Source organism: Actinomyces sp. HMSC075C01, assembly GCF_001812965.1.
GTDB lineage: Bacteria > Actinomycetota > Actinomycetes > Actinomycetales > Actinomycetaceae > Actinomyces > Actinomyces acetigenes.
Map to the genome: position 1 here is coordinate 1,924 of NZ_KV810902.1, position 3,892 is coordinate 5,815.

A 3,892-nucleotide genomic window follows, 5' to 3' on the forward strand; every position below is an offset into this window, starting at 1 on the left:
GACAGGGATCTGGTGGTGCTGGCGATGGAGGTGCCGGTGCCGTGGAAGAGTCGGATGAGGCTGATGGCCAGGTTACGCAGGGTGGCCATGACCTGTGGGCCGTTGCCGGTGCGTAGCTGGTGGCGGTCCTCATCGAAGACCACGTCCCTGACCCAGTGGAGACGGTTCTCGATTCCCCAGTGCCCTTGGATCCAGGCCGCGACGACCTCGGGCTGGGCATCGGTCATAGGCAGGGAGCAAATCAGGTAGACCACCTCAACATGCTTCCTGCTCTTGATGGTCCTGGTGCGTCGGAGCTGGACCACCTGCGCAGCGGCGGGGAAGTCCACCCAGGCGGGAGCCTCAATCGCCTTGGCAGTACGCCGCACCCGCCGACCGTGACCGGTGTCGACGCTCGAGACGGACGGGACACTCTTCCAGGGCAGCGCCTTGAGCGTCTTGCGAAGGGTCTTCTGGTTGCCCTTGACCGTCAGCACGTAGTGGCCACCCTGATCGCGGATCCACTCGGCGGTGTCCACCTGGGTGTGCATCGCATCGGCGCTCACCACCACCCCTTCCAGGTCCAAGGGTTCGAGAAGCTCCCTGAGCGCGGGGATCTCGTTGGACTTGTCCTCCACCCGCTGCTGGGTCAGGACCGCGCCGGCGGCGTGGTCCAAAGCGGCCAGGAGATGAGGCAGGCACCTGCCCCTGACGAGCCCCGCGCATGGTCTTGCCGTCCACCGCAATGACTGTTCTTCCTTCGATGCTGCCGGTGCGTGTGCACAACCAGGACCTCAGGTGGGCATCAAGACCTCCGGGGTCCAGGCCCTGCAGGACCCGGCGGATGGTCGACTCCGACGGAAGATCCTGCCCCGCCTCCAGTCCCAGGGCCTCCAGGTCGGCGGCGGTCAGGTCGGTGGTGTACTCCCATATCGCAGTCAGGCTGCGACAGCCGGCCAGCACCCCCGTCACAGCCAGAGACAGCACCGTAAGCAGGTCATGACGCACACCCCGCCTGTCCCGGGGGTCGGTGACGCTCCTGAGAACCTGGACCAGAGGCTGGCGCGACAAGGCGTTCGTGGTGGAAGATGACATCAGCGCGGGCTCCCAGGACGAAGGGATTGATTAAGCACCACTCATCGTCCCTGCGGGGCCCGCGCCCCCGTCCCAGCGACACACCACCCCGTCAAACCAGCTCAGACACCCTCACCCACCGACTTTGCCGACCCCCTGCACCGGCAACGAGGCCAGTTACCGGGTCAAAGTTTTCACCGCGGTCGCTAGCTCCTTCACCTCGGAGTGTCGGAGGATCCTTCCCTTCTTAACCCACCAAGATGGCGAAGACGAGCGCCGCAGTCGTATCCTAGTCAGGAAGCGCCTCTACGTCAGCACCTACTGCTCTCCAGCGACAGTGTCGTGACGATGCCATCGCAGCATGGACCTCCTACTACAACTACCATTGCTCCTACGCTTCTGCCTATCATGACCAAACACATGCCGCTCAACCCGCGTCACGAACACCATAGCCTCACGCAGTTATTAGACTCCTTAAATCAGTTATCTACTGATTGAGAATCTAGTTAACTAGGTGGTGCAGATCTTGTCGGGAAAGTGGTTGATTCTCTTCCGGTAGATGTCGCTCCGTCGTTCAATAGTCTTCGCATCTTCGAGGTTTCTTTATGTCTATAAAAAAGCAATTCAGTGTGACTGTAGTTCTGTTTGAAGATTTCGAACTGCTCGACGCCTGCTGTCCGGTCGGACTGATGTCGCGTTTCCCTGAACTTGGTATCACTATGGTGGGGGCGCACGTCGGTGGTGTGCGAAGTTATCGAGGTGTAAGTGTTGCGGCAACAAGAGCATATGATGATGTGATCGAAAGCGACATCATTCTCGTCCCTGGAGGGAGGGGGGCTCGGAGAATAGTTCATGACAAAGTATTCCTTTCCCGCCTCCGGCGATGGGGTGAGGGGGCTAGTGTCATCGCCTCCGTCTGTACTGGAGCGGCGATACTTGCATCGGCTGGCCTGCTCGACGGGTGTAGAGCTACATCAAATAAGCGGGCATTTTCCTGGGTTAAACAATTTGGTTGTGATGTGACCTGGGTTTCTCGTGCTAGATGGGTGCATGATGGAAATCGATGGACTTCATCTGGGGTGATGGCTGGCCTGGATATGACAGTGGCGTTGCTTGTGGAACTTTACGGACAAGATCGGGTTAAGAAAGTCGTGGACGAGATTGAGTACCTCCCATGTAATGACGCTGACGATGACCCATTTTCTTCGGTATCGATTGTTTAAAAATGTGCATGTCTTGAGAGATATCGAGTTTTAATTGTTGGGATGCTGAAAGTGGGATAAAGGAGGCTTATTCATGGGGTGTTTAGAATGTTTTAAAGGGGTGTGTGTCGCTAAGTAAGGTGGCGTTGCTCTTGGGAGAGTTTTGGTGTCTAAGTCGACTCAACGTAGTGGCACGAGGATCACTTGCATCGAGGTTGTGGACCTGTGCGAGAGGATTTACACAGAGAACCCCGATTTGCCGGTGGTCGGGGCCCGGGTGCTGGGCCTGTTCCTGTGTGCGTCTGGCTCTGACCACCCTGGGGCGCAACCTGCCCCAGGCGCTGCTCGCCGCCTACCTTGACTCATGACACTTTGGTGGGTTTCGGGGAGGTCGGTGTGAGTTTTCGTTGGTATAGCGGTGTTGGGGGCTGTTGGGGCACTAAGAGGCCGTATGGTGAGCTGGTGTGAGCCCGTTTCTGCGCAAGGTCAGGACTGCTTCGGGGACCATGGCGGTGCAAATCGCGGTCAAGGAGGACGGCGTACGCCGGATTGTGGAGCACCTGGGGCTCTGCCCACGACGAGGCCGAGCTGGCTGCCCTGATGGAGGCTGGGCGGCAGAAGATTGCTGCCTGGCAGTGCCAGGGGCTGCCGGACCTGGAGTCCCTGGAACCGTCACCAGACGTACCGGCCCGGTGGGTACCACGTGGAGGCCAAGCGCTTGGCTCTGCTGCGGGAGGTCCTGCACGGGGCCTACACCCGCCTGGGGCTGGGCGAGGCGGTCGGGGTGATCGGGCTTTTGAGCAGATGGTGCTGGCGCGTTTGATTGAGCCGTCCTCCAGGGCCCAGGTCCCCCGTGTCCTGGGTGATCTGGGCATGGATGCGGTCAGCGTACGGACCTTTCCCTGGGACGTTGTGTCGAGCGGAGCTACCGGGAGGCGATCTCTCAGGCCCTGTTCGATCACGTCATCGCCACCAGGATACTGGCCCTGTGCCTGCAGGGGTGACCACGCTCTACTTCGAGGCTGAGCGTGAGGACGGCCTGCGGCAGACGGGTTACTCCAAGGAGAGGAGAGTCGATCCGCAGAGCATCGTGGGCCTGCTGGTCGACCGTCACAAGTTCCCCCTCCAGGTCGGCTGCTGGAAGAGCAACCGGGCCGAGACCACCGCGATCATCCCCGTCGTGGAGGCTTTCCAGGCTGCTCACGGCACGAGGAGCTCGTCATTGTCGCCGACGCCGGCATGCTCTCAGCCTCTAACGATCGTATTCAATGGCTTGTGTGAGCCCTTGTGGAGGGACTGGCACTGATGGCTGTTACCGGTGATGACGACAGGGCTTCTGCTGGTGGGCGGGATGTGGTCTACCAGGTGCGCTCGGCTGGGGCTCAGGACGGCTTGTTTGAGCAGACCTGGTGCCGGGCAGGTGAGGATGATCGGGGCTGATGGCCTGCTGCCGGCCCTGCACCAAGGGAAACCCTGGAGAAGGACCTGGCCGCTTGGCTTGAGCGAGCATCTGGGCTACGACAAGGGCGAGCCGATCACCCAAGCACACGGCAGTACTAGGAGCGGGAACACGTCCAAGACGGTGGACCCGCCTGGATAGGCCCTGGGGTGCGTGGTGTTTCTCGGACTGGGGGAGT

At 60.5% G+C, this 3,892-nt stretch carries 3 protein-coding genes and 1 pseudogene; 2 read left to right on the plus strand and 2 right to left on the minus strand.

Annotated features, from left to right (window positions below; all coding sequences use genetic code 11):
• On the minus strand, positions 1-656 hold a 656-nt coding region (locus HMPREF2883_RS00020), incomplete at its 3' end, for an ISAs1 family transposase (RefSeq protein WP_256277237.1).
• 166 nt (positions 657-822) lie between these two features.
• Positions 823-1,074, minus strand: a pseudogene (locus HMPREF2883_RS14950) (transposase family protein); the annotation flags it as partial.
• Positions 1,075-1,682: 608 nt separating this feature from the next.
• Here HMPREF2883_RS14950 and HMPREF2883_RS13695 point away from each other — a divergent pair.
• Both HMPREF2883_RS13695 and HMPREF2883_RS15315 read left to right on the plus strand, forming a co-directional pair.
• Positions 1,683-2,276 (plus strand): DJ-1/PfpI family protein, encoded by a 594-nt coding sequence (locus HMPREF2883_RS13695; RefSeq protein WP_218079105.1) that lies wholly within the window; start codon positions 1,683-1,685, stop codon positions 2,274-2,276.
• A 967-nt stretch (positions 2,277-3,243) separates the two neighbouring features.
• Positions 3,244-3,561, plus strand: a complete 318-nt coding sequence (locus tag HMPREF2883_RS15315) for a hypothetical protein (RefSeq protein ID WP_256277236.1) — start codon at positions 3,244-3,246, stop codon at positions 3,559-3,561.
• Positions 3,562-3,892 lie beyond the last annotated feature (331 nt).